This is a genomic window from Mycoplasma sp. SG1, from assembly GCF_023612375.1.
GTDB lineage: Bacteria > Bacillota_I > Bacilli_A > Mycoplasmatales > SG1 > SG1.
The window spans coordinates 107,517-126,191 of record NZ_CP076852.1 but is presented as its reverse complement, the minus strand read 5'-3'; the positions used below and the strand labels follow the sequence as shown (position 1 = coordinate 126,191).

Annotated in this window: 16 protein-coding genes; all 16 read left to right on the top strand. The window is 25.6% G+C overall.

From position 1 onward, the window contains the following. Positions 1-37: 37 nt before the first annotated feature. The 16 genes from mnmE (at position 38) to JRW51_RS00540 (ending at position 18,593) form a co-directional block, all read left to right on the top strand. Complete coding sequence (mnmE, locus tag JRW51_RS00610) at positions 38-1,441, top strand: tRNA uridine-5-carboxymethylaminomethyl(34) synthesis GTPase MnmE (protein ID WP_250328754.1); 1,404 nt, start codon at positions 38-40, stop codon at positions 1,439-1,441. A 115-nt stretch (positions 1,442-1,556) separates the two neighbouring features. Continuing rightward, positions 1,557-2,828 (top strand): HD domain-containing protein, encoded by a 1,272-nt coding sequence (locus tag JRW51_RS00605; RefSeq protein ID WP_250328753.1) that lies wholly within the window; start codon positions 1,557-1,559, stop codon positions 2,826-2,828. Between the two features lie 60 nt (positions 2,829-2,888). After that, positions 2,889-4,568, top strand: a complete 1,680-nt coding sequence (argS, locus tag JRW51_RS00600; protein ID WP_250328752.1) for an arginine--tRNA ligase — start codon at positions 2,889-2,891, stop codon at positions 4,566-4,568. An 18-nt stretch (positions 4,569-4,586) separates the two neighbouring features. After that, complete coding sequence (rpoE, locus tag JRW51_RS00595; protein ID WP_250328751.1) at positions 4,587-4,976, top strand: DNA-directed RNA polymerase subunit delta; 390 nt, start codon at positions 4,587-4,589, stop codon at positions 4,974-4,976. Between the two features lie 37 nt (positions 4,977-5,013). Further along, positions 5,014-6,507, top strand: coding sequence for a CTP synthase (locus JRW51_RS00590; RefSeq protein ID WP_265739910.1), 1,494 nt, complete (start codon positions 5,014-5,016; stop codon positions 6,505-6,507). After that, positions 6,474-6,632, top strand: a complete 159-nt coding sequence (locus JRW51_RS02770; RefSeq protein ID WP_322948506.1) for a glutamine amidotransferase-related protein — start codon at positions 6,474-6,476, stop codon at positions 6,630-6,632. The genes JRW51_RS00590 and JRW51_RS02770 overlap by 34 nt, the downstream gene beginning before the upstream one ends. 135 nt (positions 6,633-6,767) lie before the next feature. After that, positions 6,768-7,430: an orotidine 5'-phosphate decarboxylase / HUMPS family protein gene (locus tag JRW51_RS00585; RefSeq protein ID WP_250328750.1), complete on the top strand. Its 663-nt coding sequence runs from the start codon at positions 6,768-6,770 to the stop codon at positions 7,428-7,430. After that, entirely contained in the window at positions 7,408-8,157 is a 750-nt protein-coding gene (locus JRW51_RS00580; protein ID WP_250328749.1) for a hypothetical protein, read from the top strand. The genes JRW51_RS00585 and JRW51_RS00580 overlap by 23 nt, the downstream gene beginning before the upstream one ends. Positions 8,158-8,172: 15 nt before the next feature. Then, complete coding sequence (locus JRW51_RS00575; protein WP_250328748.1) at positions 8,173-9,096, top strand: hypothetical protein; 924 nt, start codon at positions 8,173-8,175, stop codon at positions 9,094-9,096. A 3-nt stretch (positions 9,097-9,099) separates the two neighbouring features. After that, complete coding sequence (locus JRW51_RS00570) at positions 9,100-9,699, top strand: orotate phosphoribosyltransferase (RefSeq protein WP_250328747.1); 600 nt, start codon at positions 9,100-9,102, stop codon at positions 9,697-9,699. Between the two features lie 33 nt (positions 9,700-9,732). Further along, entirely contained in the window at positions 9,733-10,629 is an 897-nt protein-coding gene (locus tag JRW51_RS00565; protein ID WP_250328746.1) for an aspartate carbamoyltransferase catalytic subunit, read from the top strand. A gap of 3 nt (positions 10,630-10,632) precedes the next feature. Further along, positions 10,633-11,922: a dihydroorotase gene (gene pyrC, locus JRW51_RS00560; RefSeq protein ID WP_250328745.1), complete on the top strand. Its 1,290-nt coding sequence runs from the start codon at positions 10,633-10,635 to the stop codon at positions 11,920-11,922. A gap of 12 nt (positions 11,923-11,934) precedes the next feature. Continuing rightward, on the top strand, positions 11,935-13,041 hold the full coding sequence (gene carA / locus JRW51_RS00555; RefSeq protein ID WP_250328744.1) for a glutamine-hydrolyzing carbamoyl-phosphate synthase small subunit: 1,107 nt from the start codon (positions 11,935-11,937) through the stop codon (positions 13,039-13,041). Between the two features lie 11 nt (positions 13,042-13,052). Then, positions 13,053-16,250 carry a carbamoyl-phosphate synthase large subunit gene (gene carB / locus JRW51_RS00550; RefSeq protein ID WP_250328743.1) on the top strand — a complete coding sequence of 1,066 codons (3,198 nt, stop codon included), beginning with the start codon at positions 13,053-13,055 and terminating at the stop codon, positions 16,248-16,250. 21 nt (positions 16,251-16,271) lie between these two features. Continuing rightward, the gene (locus JRW51_RS00545) at positions 16,272-17,663 is read left to right on the top strand and encodes a glutamate--tRNA ligase (protein WP_250328742.1); all 1,392 of its coding nucleotides are present in this window, start codon (positions 16,272-16,274) and stop codon (positions 17,661-17,663) included. 120 nt (positions 17,664-17,783) lie between these two features. Then, complete coding sequence (locus JRW51_RS00540; protein WP_250328741.1) at positions 17,784-18,593, top strand: TatD family hydrolase; 810 nt, start codon at positions 17,784-17,786, stop codon at positions 18,591-18,593. The last annotated feature ends 82 nt before the right edge of the window (positions 18,594-18,675 follow it).

Here is an 18,675-nt window from a genome sequence, read left to right as displayed (position 1 = left end):
AACAATTAATCAAGATTATTTCTTAATTTAATAAAATATGCAAGATTTAAAAAAAACAATAGTTGCGATTTCAACGGCACCTGTTAAAGCAGCCATTTCAATAATTCGTCTTTCAGGTCAAGATGCTTTTTCAATTATTAATAAATTGATTAAGTTCGATATTAATCAACGCCCAGCAAATAGTTTTAAATTATTAAAAATTTATGATATTAAAAAAACCCAACTTTTAGATGAAGTTGTTGTTTTAGTTTATAAAAAACCAAATTCTTTCACAGGCGAAAATATGATTGAAATTAATTGTCACGGGGGGGTTTATTTAACTTATCAAATTTTACAAAATTTAATTGCTGCTGGAGCATGTTTAGCTTTAAAAGGAGAATTCTTGCAAAGGGCTTGATTTAATAACAAAATTAATTTAATTCAAGCTGAATCAATAAATGCCTTAATTGAAGCAAAAAATGAATTTCAGCATCAAACTTCCTTAAAAATTTTAGAACATAAATCTTTGTATGATTTAGATCTTTTATCTGAAAGGGTAAATAATTTAATTGCTCAAATAGAAATAAATATTGATTATCCTGAATATGAAGAAGCAATTCCAATCAGAAAACCGAAAATATTAAGCGTAATTGATGAAATGTTAAAGATAACATCAAAAATCATTGATGAAAGTGAAAAAATTATTAAACTTAATAAAGGAATTAAAATTGCAATTATCGGAGCACCTAATGTTGGTAAATCTTCATTATTAAACGCTTTAGTTAACGAAGAAAAAGCGATTGTTTCAAAATATAAAGGAACAACAAGGGATATTATTGAAGGTGAAATAAATCTTAGATCTTTAACATTACGATTATTAGATAGCGCAGGGATTAGGCAAACTAAAAATAAAATAGAATTAATTGGAATTAAAAAAGCGAAACATTTATCACAAAATGCTGATCTTGTCTTATTAGTAATTGATGGTTTAAAAATGAAAAAAGAAAAAGAAATCAACTCTGAAATTCTTCAATTTCTTGAAGATCAAAAAATACCTTTTTTAGTTGTTTTAAATAAAAAAGATTTATTCAATATTAATGATTTTCAAATTCCAGACTTTCTTTTAAAATACCAAACTAAAAATCGATTAGTTTTTATTTCAAGCTTAAAAAAAGATTTAGATGAACTTTTAAACTGGATTGAAAATGCTTTTATCCTTGAAAATATCCAGTTAAAAAACACCAATCTTGAATTTTTACAAACAAATCATCAATTAGGTATTTTAAAACAAATCAACAACATTTTAAAAGAAACCAAAATGAAAGAAGAAATATTTGAATATTACGATCTTTTAGCTGAACCATTTCATGAAATATTTGATAAAATTAATCAACTTTATGGAAGAAATGTTAAAACAGATATCGTTGATTTTCTTTTTAGAAACTATTGTCTTGGAAAATAAAAAATGATAGTCATACCAAACTATCAATTTATAACTATATAATCATTTTATAGAATGAAAAAAATGAATTTTATTTTAAAAATTAATCATTGTAAAGCTCTAAAAATTTAAATAAATGGATAGTGATAATAAATTTACTCAATATTTCATAGCAGATCCAGTCCACGGATTAATTTACATAAAAGACAATATAATCGACCAATTAATTAATACAAAAACATTTCAACGTTTAAAAAGCATTAAACAATTGGGATTTAATTATTTTTTATATCCATCAGGAACGCACACAAGATTTGCCCATTCTTTAGGAACTTATTGAATAGCATATCAAATTTTAGAACTTAAGCAACACGATTTATCAAAAAATGAACAGATATTATTTTTAATTTCTGCATTATTACACGATATAGGTCATGGACCTTTTTCACATGCTTTTGAAAAAATTTTTAAGAAAGAAAAGCATGAAATAAAAACGATTGAAATTTTAAAAAGTTCAGAAATTAAATTTATTTTAGATCAATATAAAAAAAGAAATGATTATGATTTATTAGAAAATTTAATAAATGTTTACAAACACAAACATTCAAATTCTGCTATTGTTAATTTAATTTCTTCAGAAATTGATATTGATAGAATGGATTTTTTACTTAGAGATGCATATTTTACAGGGAATACATTAGGTAATTTTAATTTAAAATTTTTATTAAAAGGAATTATTATTAAAAAAAATGAATTATTTTTTGATAAATTAGTTATTACCCATATTAATTCATTTATTTTAGCTAGAGTTAACATGTATCAATCAATTTATTATCACCCTAAAGTTTTAAAATTTAATTTTTTATTTGATGAAATTGTTAAAAAAATAAAAAAAATAAAAACTAACCTTCAGTTAATTCCAGCTAACTTTAAAACAAATTTATTTTTTTGTGATGAAAAATTTAATAAGTTAGATTATTATTTACAATTATCAGATCATGACTTTTTTGTTGATTTAAAGAATCTAGAATTTTATCCAGATCAAGAACTTAAATTTTTAGTCAACATCTTTTTTAACTGAAGAGAAGTGAAAATTTTAAAATATCTTTCAACAAGCAATAATTCAAAAAGTAAAAATTACGAGATTGTAAAAAAACAAATATTGAATAAAATCGGACCAGATAAAGAAATTTATTTTTTAAAAGAATATAACCCAGGCAATTATTTTAAAAATTTAATTAATTCTGATGAGCTAAAAAAAATAAAAATTCAAGAAAAGTATGAAAATAATTCAGAATTAAAAGCTATTTCTACATCTTTCTTGAAGTTTTGTAACATAAGTCTTACTTATGATGAAAATGATTTTCACTACTATTATTTAACAGTTGATAAAAAATTTTGAAATTAATTAATATTTTTTTATATTAAAGTAAAATATATAAATAATAAAATATAAAACAAGCACCTAATGAGTATTTTTAATTTTATAGAGCTATTTAAAGAAAACATTAAAATTAAATTTAAAATATCAGAAAATGAATTGAAAAAAATTCATTTCTTTTTTAATCAGAATATTAATCTTTCACATATATCTACCAATTTTATTTTTTGATATAAAAAAGCAAATCCAAATATTAAGATTGAAGAGATTGAAGCAGAATTAAAAAACATTTTATCTTTATCTATTTTTAATAAAATAGTAATTGAGAAAACAACGATTCAAAATCAATTTTTTAATATTTTTTTTGCAGATAGCACTTTGTTTCATTTTTTTAATAAAAGTTTAGATCCGTTTCAAATATCGCTTACAAATAAATCTGTAAATATTGAATATGTTTCTGCTAATCCAACCGGACCATTACATTTAGGACACCTTAGAAACGGAATAGTTGGCGATGTATTAGCTAACATTTTAAAGTATTTAAATGTTAATATTACAAGATATTTTTACATTAATGATTCAGGAAATCAAATTCAACATTTAGGTTACTCAATTATTAATAATTTTCAAAATAAATTAAATTTAAACTCCTATATTGTTGATGAAAAAATCAAACTTTATCAATCTGCATATATTGATGATATTTCAAAGTTGATTGTTAATGACCCCTTAAATAAATTCAATAAAGAATATTTTTTAAATAATCAAAACATAACAAGCGAACTTATTCAAAATTTTAGTCAAAAAGGGTTGAATTATATTTTAGAAAAAATCAAAAAAACTTTAAAAAACTTTAAAATTGATTTTGATCAATTCATAAGTGAAAAAGAAATGATTCAAAAATACGCAAAACCCAGTTTAGATAAATTAAATGAAAATAACTTTATTTATCAAAAAAATGAAAAAGTTTGACTTAAAACAACAAAATACAATGATTCAATAGATAGGGTTTTATACAAAGAAGATAATTCTTCAACTTATATTTTGGGCGATATATGTTATCATTATTATCGTATTATGAAAGGCTTTAATCATCTTATAAATATATGAGGGGCCGATCATCACGGTTATGTTAATCGGATTACAGCCATTTGTAAAGAAATGGGAATGCCACTTGAACATTTACAATTTGGATTAATTCAATTTGTTTCTATTTTAAAAAATAATAACGAAGTTACAAAGATGTCTAAAAGGAATAAAAATGTTATTAACGCAGATGATCTTTATAATCATTTTGGAGCAGATATTTTACGATTTTTTCTTATATCAGTATCAACTGACTCCCATCTTCATATTAATTTAGACTTATTAAAAATAAAAAATAATAATAATTTATATTATTATTGTCAATATGGATATTTAAGAATAATATCATTACTGAAAAAAGTTCCAAAAGAAAGATTAGACAAGATAAAGGATTTAAATTTAGATAATTTCATTCTGAATGAATCTGAAAGAAAGTTATTAATCCAAGCAATTAGTTTTTTTCAAGTCTTAAAAAATTGTATTCAAAATTTAAATCCAGTCTTTTTACACACCCATCTTATAAAATTATCAAAACGCTTTCATTCATTTTATAACCAAGAAAAAATATTAAACCAATCAGACTTTATTTATAATAAAAAGATTAAAATTATTTTACATCTTAAAAAGCATCTTGAAACATGCTTTGATTTGTTAAAAATAAAATCATTAAAACAATTATAAAAATTACAAAATAAATAAATGGATAACCCAAGAATTATTACAACAGACACACTAAAAAATTTAGCCAAAGAATATATTGAAGAGATTAAAGAAAAAATTAATTTTTATGATCTTTGAGATTATATTGCTAAAAAACTTAACTTAACAGATGGAGAAAATAAAAAATTAATTACGGATTTTTATATTGAATTAATTTTAGATAAGAGATTCATTATGCTTGGAAACAATCAATGATTTTTAAGAAAATTTTTAAAAATTTCTGATGTGTCAAAAGAAATTTCAAAAGTTCACTATTTTGAAGAAATCGAAGATAAAGAACTTGAAGGAGATCTAGAAGAGTCTGATGACTCAGACGAACCAACTAATATCTTTGATGAAGATATTGAAGAAACTGAAGAAAATAAATAATCACATTATGAAACTTAAAAATAGGGGATAAGTTTTCATGGAAACAAAATATATATTTATTATTGGCGGCGTTCTTTCATCGCTTGGGAAAGGGTTAATTACTTCATCAATTGCGTTATTATTAAAAAATCACAACTATAAAATATTAATTAAAAAAATAGACCCCTATTTAAATGTTGATCCCGGAACTATGAATCCGCTTGAACACGGCGAAGTTTATGTTACAAATGATGGACAGGAAACAGATTTAGATTTGGGTAATTATGAACGTTTCACTGAAATAAATACTTCTAAACTTTCAAACATAACTGCTGGATCAATCTATAAAACAATAATTAACCATGAAAGAAATGGAGCGTTTTTAGGTAAAACAGTTCAAATTGTTCCTCATATCACAAATTTAATCAAAAAGTGAATTAAAACAAACCCTGAAAAAGCTGATATTATTGTAGTTGAAATAGGCGGGACCGTTGGAGATATTGAGCTTGAGCCATTTCTAGAAGCGATTAGACAACTTCAAATTGAAGAAGATAATCATAATACGTTAATTAATATTGTTGGTTACGTTCCTTATCTTGATACATCTCAAGAACATAAAACAAAACCGATTCAACATGCGATTAAAGAATTAGGTAGATCAGGAATTCAACCAAGCTTAATTTTTGCTCGTTCAAAAGCACCTTTTAATCAAAAAACAAGAGATAAGATAATTATGTTTTGTAATGTAAAAAACGATGAAGTATTCTTATGTGTTGATCATAAATCTATTTACTATATTCCAGTTGATTTCCACAACCAAGAACTTGATAAGGTTATTTTAAAAAATTTAAACTTACCTTATAAAAAAATATCTTTATCAAGTTGGAAAAAATTTAATGATTGTGTAGTAAGAACTGAAACACAACAAAAATTATTTACGATTGGATTAGTTGGTAAATATATTCAATTGAAAGATGCTTATTTATCACTTAATGAATCATTAAAACATGCAAGCTATTTTCTAGAGAAAAAAATAAATATTATTTTTATCGATGCAAACAAAATTACAGAAAAAAGTTATGCTCAGTATTTATCAGAATTTAATTTGAATGGTATAGTTGTAGCTGGTGGTTTTGATAAAAATGGTTTTGAAGGAAAAGTACTTGCTTCAAAATACGCAAGAGAAAAAAATATTCCATATTTGGGAATTTGTTTTGGGATGCACGCAGCTTCTGTTGATATAGCAAGAAATATCTGTAATTTGAAAGATGCAAATACAACCGAAGTTAACGAAAAAACAGATCATAAAATATTATTAATTCTTCCTGACAAAGAAAAAGATAAAAACTTAGGAGGAACTTTAAGATTAGGTGCTTATCCTGTTCATTTAGTCAAAGATACAAAAACAGCGAAATATTATGACAATAAAAACATAGTTTATGAACGTCATCGTCATCGTTATGAATTTAATCAAGATTATATAAAAGTTTTTAAAGAGCACGGGGTGTCTTTTTCAGGATTTTATCATGACAAAAGAAAAACCTCGACTTAGTTGAAATTTTTGAATTAAAAAATTATAAATTTTTTGTCAGTTGTCAATTTCATCCAGAATTTACAAGTTATCCAAATAAACCAAATCGATTGATTTTAAACTTTATTAAAGCTGCTGTTAGTTAAAATTAATAATTAAAAAACTTATTTTCACATTAAACGTAGTTTATAATTAATTCAAAAATGTTATTTTTTTGTGAAAGAACAGCAATTAATAAATTTTTGGAAAAACAATAATTTTAAAAACAATATTTTTATTGCTTGTGATTTTTTTTCAGAAGAAGAATTTTATTCTTTTATAAAACATTTCCCTTTAAACCACGTTTAAAAATCGGCTATTTACTTTTTTATAAAGCCGGTCTTGCATTTGTTGAAAAATTAATCAACGATGGTTATGAAATTTTTCTTGATTTAAAACTTTGTGATACACCATCAACAATCTCAAACGTTGCAGATTTATTAAAAAATTTAAAAATAAAATGGGTTACAATCCATCCATGAACTGGCTTTGATAGCGTTAACATTATTCACACAAGACTTAAAAATTGCGCTACTGTATTGGTTCCATTTTTAACTACAATCAACGATCAAGAATATAAAAAGATTTGACATCAAGAAAAATTAAGTTTGATTGATTTTAGCATCGATCTTTTAGATTTAAATCGATTAAGTTGTCATGCTGTTATTTGCTCAATTCAAGAAAGCAAGACCATTAAAAAGAAATTTCCCAAAATAATAACTATTTGTCCTGGCGGAATGATTAGTGATCAAAATAAAAAGTTTTTACATGCAAGAAATGCTTCATTAACTTCAGCTTATAAAAAAGAAAAAGTTGATTATCTAGTAGTTGGAAGAACAATTATTAATTCTGATAATCCATTACAAATGTATAAAAAAATATATGACCAATTTAATCAAGAATAGGATTATATACACAGAGATAGAAGAGTTTGAGGTTATAAACTTCAATACCATTTACATTGAGTTAGAGTTAACAGACAATATAAAAAATTTATTCGATAAGAATGAAGTTTCTTTTTCTTTGAAACTTCCATTTTTTTTACTTTTTTGTTTGATTGTTAATTACAAAATAGATTATGATAAAAAGAGAATTATTGCCTATTTTAGAATTAATGGCGGAGATTTGTTAACAGAAGAAAATTATCATTTTTTAATAAAATCAAAAATACAAATTTCACCCCATATCTTTTATTTCATTAATAGATTGAAAAAAGAAAAAAAAATTATTTTTTTAGTTGATAATTTTTCTTTTTTATACATATCAAGATTGGTCAAGACTTTAAACAATGATTATGAAATTATTTATTTAAATAAGACAGATCTTCCGCCTAAAGTGAAAAATCTTTTTGGATCTTTAAAAGATATTCTTAATTTTAAAGTTTTTTTCAAGAAATCCGCTTTAAAAAATTTTTTACAAAAAACCAAACAAGAAACAAGTTCATTAGTCGTTGACTGTACCTTTGATAATATATTTATTGATTTTTTAAAAAAAGAAATTAAAGATAATATCTACATCCTTAGACCGCCATTTTTTATATGTAAAAATCGTGGTTGCGGCGGGTGTGTTCAATCTTTTAGCGACCACTGCTATCAAACATGCATCAATCCATTGATAAAATTAAATAGGTAACCAAACGGGATAAAAATGAATAGAGATAAAATTAAAAAAAAGTTTTTTTTTGAAAAATTAAATCTTAAGTCTTTTATTCTTCCAGCATCTGGAACCATTCCTTTTGATTTTGAGAATTTTTACTTAAAGAATAAATCTGTTTTAGATTGTGTTGTTACTAAAACAATTACTTTTAGACCATTAGTTGGCAATGTCGGAAATAAAATATATGTCGGCCAAAATTATATTTTTAATTCAATTGGTTTAAGAAACCCTGGTCTTGAAGATTTTAAGAAGTTTTATTTAGTACCAGTTTTAAAAAAATATCCTGAAATCAAAATTATTGTTTCAGTTATTGGAGATGAAGAGGAAGTTTTAAAGGTTATCCCAGATCTTAATCAATACTCACAAATAATCGGGTATGAAATAAATTTTAGTTGCCCAAATATTAAAAAAGAAACAAACAATAATTATTTTTCTGAAACAAATATTTTAAATTTATTAAAAAAAATCAGAAGTCAAACAGAAAAAAAGATTTTTATAAAAGTAAGTAGTATAATTATCGGGATAATTCAAAAAAACATTAACTTTATAAATTCAGTCGGGATAGACGCCATTACAGTGTCGAACTCTATTCCTGGTTTTGTTCCAGGTCTTAAAAAGAATGAACATTATTTTGAAAAAATATACTCAGGAATGAGCGGTCCAGCGATTAAGCATTTAGTTCTTGCTGAAATTTATAAGTTAAAGGCTTTAACTACAATTCCTGTTATTGGATGCGGGGGGATAACAACATTCAAAGATGTTTTAGATTATTTTAAAGCAGGAGCGGAAATGATACAAGTAGGATCTGCAAATTTTTATGATGAGAATGTTTACATAAAAATTATGAGCGACTTAAACATTTTTTTAACCAAAAACAACTTTAGTTTAGAAACATTTTTAGAAAAAAAATATTAAAACATGAAAAATATAGCGAAATTATTAGTACAATGTAAAGTTATAAATTTGAACTTTGTTAATAAATATAAATGATCAAGCGGTGTTATATCACCAATTTATATTGACAACAGAATTCTTTTTAGTAAGTTAAAAGAGAGAGATATTATATGAAATAATATAGCAGATTTAGTTAAACGTCATTTTCCAACCGCTACTTTTATTTCAGGCATATCAACAGCTTCAATTGGTCATGCTGTCGCTGTTTCTTATCTTTTAAATTTAAAAAGTGGATATGTTCGCCCAACTCAAAAAATCCACGGTACTAGAAAAAATATTGAGGGTGAAGTATCATTAGATGATCAAATTGTTATTATCGAAGATGTGATAGCAACCGGCTTAAGTACGATTCAAACAATTAACATTTTTGAAAACCATGGATATAAAGTGCTTGGGGTTATTTCAATTTTTAATTATTTAACTCACAAATCAGAAAAAAATCTTCACGATTATAAAATTCATTCTTTAACTAATATTAATGAAGTTGTAGAATCCGCCCTTGAAGAAAACAAAATTACGCAAAACGATGCTGTTCAACTTCAAATCTTTCTAAATACATTGTAAAATTTTTTATAATAGATAAAAATTTAAAATTATATGAATTTTACTTCACTTGATAATTTTTCAATTGATGACATAAAAAAGCTTGTTTTAAGAGCTCTTTATTTTAAAAACAATCAAAAAGATATCCCTAAATTAAATTTATCTGCCTGTCTTATATTTTTTGAGCCTTCAACTAGAACAAACATTTCTTTTCAAAAAGCATTATCTTCTACTGCTTCAACTTATTGTATTTTAGAAACGAATACTTCTAGTTTCTTAAAAAAAGAAACGTTATATGACACTATTTTAACTTTAAAGCAGTTAAAGATAGCGAATTTTATTATTAGAAGCGGAGAAAATCACTATTATAAATCGCTAGAATCAATTAAAAATATAAATATTGTTAATGCTGGCGATGGAGTTAATAGTCATCCATCGCAGTCTTTGTTAGATTTAGTGACCATTTATGAACATTTTCATAGATTTAAAAATTTAAAGATTGCAATAGTTGGCGATTTAAATCATTCTAGAGTTTGTTATAGCAACTATAAACTATTTAAAAGATTAAATTTTGAGGTTTATCTTTGTTGTTATGAAAAAGTTAACTATGATGGATATGAAATAGATACCTACAACTTTAATGATATTATTGAAGAAATGGATGTCGTTATTTTTTTAAGAATTCAAAATGAACGATTTTTAGAAGCTGAAAGAGAAAATAAACTTTTACACGATCCTAAAACATACAACAGATTGTATGGTTTAAATTCTCTAAATTACAAAAGATTAAAGTCTAACGCCATTTTTCTTCATCCCGGTCCTGTTAATCGTAATTGAGAAATTGAAACCGATTTAGTATATCAACCTAAATCAAAAATCCTTGATCAAGTAGAAAACGGACTTTTTACAAGAATTGCTATTTTAGAATATATTTCTAAAAATAAATCTTAAAATATGATTTTTAAGTTTAAAAAAATTACACACCTTTATTTAATTAATGCAAAAGTATATTACCAGAAAAAAATTGAATTTTTAGACATCGAAATAAAGAATTCTAAAATTATTAAAATTGCCCCTAAAATTTCACATTTTGCAGCTAATTCTGATGTCTTAGATTGTAAGAATTATTTAATTACGCCAAGTTTTTTTGATGGACACGCTCATACTAGAAATCCAGGTTTTGAAGAAAAGGAAGAAATTTCTACTTTTGAGGTTGGATGTCTTGTTGGAGGGTTTTTAGATGTTTTAGCAATGGGAAACGTTAATCCTAGACCATCTAATCTTTTAAATTATCAGCAAGTTCAAAGAACTTTAGATAAAACACAAGTTGTTAATGTTAAAAGTGTTGGATCAGTTACTGAATGAAAAAATGGTGTTCAGAATCTGGTTAATTTTCAAGAACTTGTTAAACTAACGAATTTATTTTCAGATGATGGAGCGCCCGTTTTATCAAAAGAAATGATGCAACAAGCTTTGATTAATGCTAAAAAATATAAGTCTTCAATTCTTGTTCATGAAGAACATAGAACTAACAACGGAGTAGTTTATCCATGTCAATTTGCTGTCGACAATAATATTTCAATTTTAAATCAAGAATACGAAAGTCATTTAGTTGCAAGGGATATTGAATTAAATCGCAATATCAACGCCCATTTACACATCCAGCATATTTCAACTCCGCAGACAATTCAACATATTTCAAAAGCAAAACAGGCAGGTGTGTATGTAACTTGTGAAATAACTCCGCATCATCTTTGTTTAAATAATGATATGATCAAAACCGATGATGCTAATTTTAAAATGAACCCCCCACTATCAACAAAAAGTTGGCAGACTTATTTAATTAATAAATTTAACAAAGGGGCTATTGACATGATAGTCACCGACCACGCTCCTCATTGTAAACATGAAAAAAAAGATTTAAGGACTGGAATGTATGGAATTATTGGAACTGAATTTTGTTTCCCTTGCCTTTACACTTATTTAATTAAAACGAAAAAAGTACCATTACCACTTATTCTTGAAAAATTAACAACAGCTCCAGCTGCTTTAATTTTTACAACCCCTCATTACATAGAAGTAGGGATGAAAGCGAAACTTGTTATTATTGATTTATTACATACCAAAAAGGTTACAGAAGACAATATCGTTTCAAAAAGTAAAAATACACCTTTATTAAATAAAACGCTTCAAGGGTGGCCGAAGTATTTAATTAAAAACAATATTTTAATCACAATCTTTTAAAATAAATTTAATATGCCTAAAAAAGTAAAAATAGTATTTGAAAATAAAAAAACTTTTCTAGCTTTGACTAATTATCAGTTAGATAACATTCTAATCGGAGATATTATTTTTAATACTTCAGTTGTTGGTTATCAAGAAGTTTTAACCGATCCAAGTTATAGTTTACAGATTTTAGTTTTTACTTTTCCTTTAATCGGAACATATCCTATTTATCCAAAAAATTTTAATGAATCAAAAAAAATCCAGCCTTTAGCAGTTATTGTCAATCAAATCGAATCTTTTCCGGTTAACAATCTTAAAAATAATGATCAATTTATTGATTTTTCAACATGAACTGAAGAAAACAATATTCCAGTTCTTTTTAATGTCGATACAAGAGCATTAACAAAATATATCCGTGATAATGGCGCTTCAAAAGTAGCAATTGCGCCTGCACCCACTCCAACTTCTAAACTGCTTTTATTATTAGAAAAGACAAAATTAAACAATCATGTTCAAAAAATTAGCCAAGATAAAGATTCAAAATTTATTTTTATTGATCAAAAAGCACCAAAAACATTAGTAATTTATGATATTGGAGTTAAAAACTCAATTATTAATTATTTTAAAAACTTTAATCTTAATTTAATAATTGTTCCCTGAGATACAAAATATCAAGATCTAAAAAAATATCATCCGAATGCTTATTTTTTTAGTAATGGGCCAGGAGATCCACATGATTTAAAAAATGTTATTGGCGAAATTAAAGAAATGATCAAAAATAATGAAACAGTTTTAGGTATTTGTCTTGGACATCAGTTAATTGGTTTAGCGCTAGGATTTGAAGTTAAAAGATTACCTTTTGGCCATCATTCTATTAATCATCCTGTTCAAAATTTAATATCTAAAAAAGTTTTCATAACATCACAAAATCACGATTATTATTTGGATTTAGCGAATAAGAATAAAATTTTGATGGATAAAAAAATAGTTTTTAATTACATTTCTTTGCTTGATCTATCAAACGAGGGAATTGAAAGTGAAGACGGTAGAATCTATTCAGTTCAATTTCACCCAGAAGCAGCCCCCGGACCCGAGGAATGTGTTGATATTTTCAAAGAATTTTATAAAAGAATTTAAAAGTAGATTAAATGAAAAGAAAAGATATAAAAAAAATTTTAGTTATTGGCTCTGGACCAATTATGATTGGACAAGGGGCTGAGTTTGACTACAGCGGAACTCAAGCCTGTTTAAGTCTTTTAGAAGAAGGATATGAAGTTATTTTAATCAATCCTAATCCTTCAACTATTATGACCGACGAAAAAATAACAACAAGGGTATATTTTGAACCGTTAACTGTAACATTCGTTGAAGAAGTTCTTAACAAAGAAAAACCAGATGCTATTCTTGGGGGGTTTGGTGGTCAAATTGCCTTAAATTTACTTATTAAATTAAAAGATAAAAAAATTTTAGATAAACATAATATTGAAGTTATTGGTGTTAGTACTGACGTTGTTAAACTTTCAGAAAATCGTCATCAATTTTGTCAATTTTTAGAATCAATTAACGTTCCTTTTTTAAGGTCAAAAATTGTTAGCAATTTAAAAGATGGTTTAAGTTGATTAAAAGTGATTAAACTTCCAGTTATTATTCGTCCTTCTTTTACGCTTGGCGGGCTTGGAAGTGGAATTTGTAAAACGAAAGAAGAATTCATAAAAACAATTGAACAAGCTTTAAAACTTTCACCGATTAATGAAGTTTTAATTGAACCTGTTATTTATGGTTTCAAAGAAATTGAATACGAGGTTATTCGTGATAAATCAGGTCAAATAGTGACAATTTGTAACATGGAAAATATTGATCCTGTTGGCATACATACTGGTGATTCATGCGTTGTTTGTCCTTCTTTAACTTTAACAAATGATATGTATCAGCGTTTAAGAACTACAGCGCATAAAATTATTTCTAATTTAAAATTAATTGGAGGATGTAATGTTCAATTTGCTGTTAATCCTGATGATAACCAAATATATGTGATTGAAATTAATCCAAGGGTTTCAAGAAGCAGCGCTTTAGCTTCAAAAGCATCAGGGTATCCGATTGCGTGAGTTTGTGCTAAATTAGCGGTTGGTTACAATTTAAGCGAAATTTATATTAATCCTAAAAACGGCAAAATAAAGGCTTCGTTTGAACCTTCCTTTGATTACATAGTTGTTAAATTTCCACAATTTCCTTTTGATAAATTTAAAACCAAAGATCAACATATTAATACGCAAATGCAAGCAACCGGAGAAGCGATGGCGATTGGCTTGAATTTTTGTGAAGCTTTTTTAAAAGCAATCCGATCAATTAATTTAAAATATTTAGATTTTAATCTTGAACATTTAAAAAATACTTCAACCAGTGAATTGTTAAAATTAATTAAAACTCCAAACGGGGAATGATATTTTCAAATTTATCAATTATTAAAACGAAAAATAAGTTGTCAAACTATTTGAAAAAAGACTAAAATTGATCTTTTTTGATTACATCAATTCAAAAAAATAGCAGAGATTGAACATAAATTAGAACAGAACCATTTTAATCAAAAATATTTTATTTTAGCTAAAAAACATGGTCTAAGCGATGATTGAATTAGTAAGTTATGAAATGTTTCGATTGAAGATATTTTTCAATATCGTCATCAAGAAAAAATCCATCCAGTTTATAAATCAATTGATAGTTGTGCTGCTGAGTTTAAATTTAAATCAAGTTATTTATATTCAACCTATAATGGTCTTGAAAATGATTACAAACCTAAAAAAGATTCAATCTTTATTATTGGTTCAGGACCGATTAAAATTGGGCAGGGAGTAGAATTTGATTATGCTACCGTTCATTCTGTTTTATCGCTTGAAAAAGTTTATCAAAAACCAGTTATCATTATTAACAATAATCCTGAAACCCTTTCAACTGATTTTAGAATGTTAAATCAAATCTTTTTTGAACCGATTACGTATGAAGATGTTATGAATATTTTTAACCTTTCAGCACCGCATGGCGTTTTATTACAATTTGGTGGACAAACAGCCATTTCTTTAATTAATAATTTAGCAAAAACAAATATTAATATTTTGGGTTCATCAAATGATATAGTTAATATTTCTGAAGATAGGGTTGAGTTTGCTAAATTTTTAAGCGACAACAACATCCCTCATCCAAAAAATTTAACCGCCTATTCACATAAAGAAGCTTATCTTAATGCTGGAAAAATAGGCTATCCTGTCGTTATTAGACCCAGCTATGTTATTGGCGGAGAAGCGATGCAAATAATTTATTCTGCAACGATGTTAATTGATTCTTTAAAAACGTATAAAATAAGTCATGATAAACCTTTATACCTTGATTCTTATCTTCAAGGGACAGAAGTTGAAGTTGATTTAGTTTCTGACGGAGTGGACATATTTATTCCAGGACTAATGGAACATATCGAGACAGCAGGAGTTCATAGCGGGGATTCAACCGTATTTTTTCCATCGACTTTAAAAAAAGAATTTAAAGATAAAATTCTTAAAGCAGGAAAAACAATTTGTCGAAAATTAAAAATTATCGGACTTGTCAATATTCAATTTATTATTTTTAAAGATCAAGTTTATGTTTTAGAAATTAACGTTAGAAGCAGTCGCTCAATCCCTTATATTTCAAAAATAACAAAAACAAATATTATCGATTTAGCGATTAAGATTATTATTGAGAAAAAAACATTAAAAGAGCTTGGGTATACGAATTATTTTGATTTTCACCAAAATGATGAAAAAAGAAGAATTTTTGTTAAAGTTCCTACTTTTTCATTTAATAAATTAACCAAAGTAACAAGTTTACTGCTTGGACCTGAAATGAAATCAACTGGAGAAGCAATGGCGATTGATCATACTTTCGATAAAGCTTTATACAAAGCGTTACTAGCATCTAATATTGATATTTTAAAACATAGAACCGTTATTTTATCATGTCATAGAAATACTCAAGATCGAGAAAAATTAATTCAAATAGCCAAAAATTTATTAAGTGTTGGTTATACTATTTTCAGTACCCCAGGAACGAATAAATTTTTAAAATTACATGATCTTGACACAATTCAAATTAATAAATTAAAAAAGAAAAGTGAAATTTTAGACCTCATTTATCAACAAAAAGTCAGTTTTATTGTTAATATTGCAAGTTCTGAAAGTTGAGAAAGAAATAAAGATATCAAAATAATTCAAGAAGAAGCGATATCAAGGGAAATAATGGTATTTACTTCAATTAACTTAGCCTTGGTTATTTCAAATCTTTGTTTAAAAATGAAATATTTAATTTCAAATTTATAAAATGAAAATAGAATAAACATTATGAAAAATCAAAAAATAATCAGAACCAGATTTGCACCTAGTCCAACCGGGGAACTACACGTTGGAGGGGCAAGAACAGCTTTATTTAATTATTTATACGCCAAACATAATAATGGTCTTTTTATTTTAAGAATTGAAGATACCGATCTTGATCGTAATCAACAAAAAAGTTTTATAAGTTTATATGAAGATTTAATTTGATTAAAAATTATCCCTGACGAATCACATATCAATCCAAACCCTAAATACGGTTCATATTTTCAATCAGAAAGAAAAGATATTTATCTCAAATTAGCAAAACAATTAATCGATCAAGGCCTTGCTTATTATTCATCTGCTTCAAACAACAACCATCTAAATAAAGAAGGAATAGCGATTCGTTTGAAAGTAAAAAAAGATATTATTTTAAGTTGAGATGATGGTGTTTTAGGAGAAACGAAAATTAACAGCAATGAGTTAAACGACTTTGTTTTAATCAAATCAGATCAAACTCCATCTTATAATTTTGCGAATGTTATTGATGATAAACTTTTTGAAATAACCGACGTTATTAGAGGACAAGAACACGTTTCTAACACTCCAAAACAACTTTTAATTTATAAATATTTGAATTGAGAACCACCCCGTTATATTCATTTACCTTTAATTGTAGATAAAACAACAAAGAAGAAATTATCAAAACGAAATGAAAACGTTGTTCAAACTATTTCACAATTTAAAGATCAAAACTATTTACCAGAAGCCGTTAATAATTTTCTTCTTTTTTTAGGTTGATATTCAACTGAAAAAGAATTATTTTCTTTAGAAGAGATGATTAAAAAATTCACAATTAAAAACCTTAACAAAGCCTCAGCTAGTTTTGACATGGATAAACTTTTATGATTCAATCAAGAACATTTAAAAGCTAAAGATGACAAAATTTTTATCAAAGAGACTAAAGAATGATTTTTAAAAAATAATATTTATTTTACTGAAACAATTAAAAAAGGATTAATTTATTTAAAACCACAATTAAAAAAAATTGATTTATTTTTAACAAAAGGAGATGTTTTTTTTGATGTAGTTGAATATGATAAAGAAGTAATTAATTTTTTAAATGAACAGAAAAATTATGTTGATCAAATATTAGAAATAACTAATCAAGCCAAAATAGAGTTAGAAAAGTCTGATTTTTCTTTAAATTCATTAAAAAAAATAACCGAAAAACTTTTACAATTATTCGTTGGATCTAAAAAAACAAATAAGATATTATTTTTCAAAACATTAAGAATCGCGACAACGAAAAAATTAATCGGCTCTCCGATCATTGATTTATGACAAATCTTGGGTAAAAGAATTTTATTATCTAGAATCGAAGAATTTAAGCATCTTTTGAATAATAAATTACTGTAAATTTTTTATACTTTTATTTTCAGTTAGAATTATCTTAGTAAAATTAAGTAACTTTTAAATTTATTAAATTAAATATAATAAAAGAAAAGCGCCTATAAACTTTAAAAGAAAAGATTTATTATGAAACACGGAAATTTATTTGACAGTCATGTTCATATAAACAGCTCAATTTATAAAAAAGAAAATATTACAGTCGAAGATTATATTCAAGAAAACGTCGAAGGAGGCGTTAAGTATTATATTAATGTTTGTACTGAGTTAAATGAAGTTGATGAACTAATTAAATCGACAACTAAATATAAACATCTTTATTGTTCAGTTGGTGTTCATCCTCTTAATGTTAAAAAACTTTTAACAGATGATGAGATTAATTGATTAAAAGAATTAATTAATAAAAACGAGAAAATAGTTGCAATTGGAGAAACAGGACTTGATTACTTTCATGTTAAAGATGGAAGTGCTAAAAAATTACAACAAGAAGTTTTTATTCAACAATTAAAATTAGCTAGTGTTTGCAAAAAACCTGTTATTATCCATTGTCGTGAAGCTTGAGATGATGCTTATAAAATTGTTTCTCAGTTTAAAGGATCAGTTGTTGGCGTTCTTCATTGTTTTACAGGAACATTAAAAGATGCAGAAAATTTCATCAAACTTGGTTTTTATGTATCTTTTGCAGGACAATTAACATTTAATAATAAAAAAATAGATGAATTAAGAAAAGTCTTTTTAGAAATTCCTCTCACTCACATTTTAACTGAAACAGATGGTCCATATCTTGCTCCATCACCATACAGGGGACAGCTAAATAAATCTAAATATCTTAATTTATTGGTTAGCAAAATGGCAGAAATAAAAAATCTATCACCACAACAAATAACTAAAACCACCTCTTTTAATGCCAAAAAACTCTTTCTTTCTCATCTTTTTTAGATTTTCCATTTAATTAAAGATAATAAGAAATAAATAATAATATAATAAACATGAACAAATAATAAGGTTAAAATGATAAAAA